The organism is Flectobacillus sp. BAB-3569, assembly GCF_002270355.1.
Lineage (GTDB): Bacteria > Bacteroidota > Bacteroidia > Cytophagales > Spirosomataceae > Flectobacillus > Flectobacillus roseus.
Window position 1 is genome coordinate 1 of sequence record NZ_NJFZ01000171.1, and the last position, 456, is coordinate 456.

1 protein-coding gene is annotated in these 456 nt (G+C 38.6%); it reads left to right on the forward strand.

Annotated features, from left to right (window positions below; genetic code table 11):
* Window positions 1-128: 128 nt before the first annotated feature.
* Window positions 129-323 carry a nucleotidyl transferase AbiEii/AbiGii toxin family protein gene (locus BWI92_RS26870; protein ID WP_229363623.1) on the forward strand — a complete coding sequence of 65 codons (195 nt, stop codon included), beginning with the start codon at window positions 129-131 and terminating at the stop codon, window positions 321-323.
* Window positions 324-456 lie beyond the last annotated feature (133 nt).

Consider the following 456-nt stretch of genomic DNA (forward strand, 5'->3'; position numbering starts at 1 on the left):
TTGAATGGAAACCTTAGATTCGACCAGTAAGAAATGCGGGCTATCGTCGCATATATGGACTGGATAGGCTCCCCACAAAGAAAACAGAAAAGGTTGCTGTTTTTGAGGCCATTGCTTCAACAATGGGAATGACACCCTTTGCAGTAGAGAAGGATTGGTGGGTAAGTCGTACACTTGAAATCATATTTCAGATGGATATTGCAAAACACCTAGTGTTCAAAGGTGGAACCTCTCTTAGTAAAGCTTGGAAGCTTATCAACAGATTTTCTGAAGACATTGATTTGGCAATAGATAAAGAGTATTCGGATTTACAGGAGAACTAGGAAAGAATCAAAGGGATAAACTCAGAAAAAAGCAGGAGCATATACCACTGGAACTTTCTTTGAAGAATTAAAACAAGCATTTGATGCTAAGGGATACAAGCGTTGAATTTTGTCGTGATTGAAGCAAAAGATA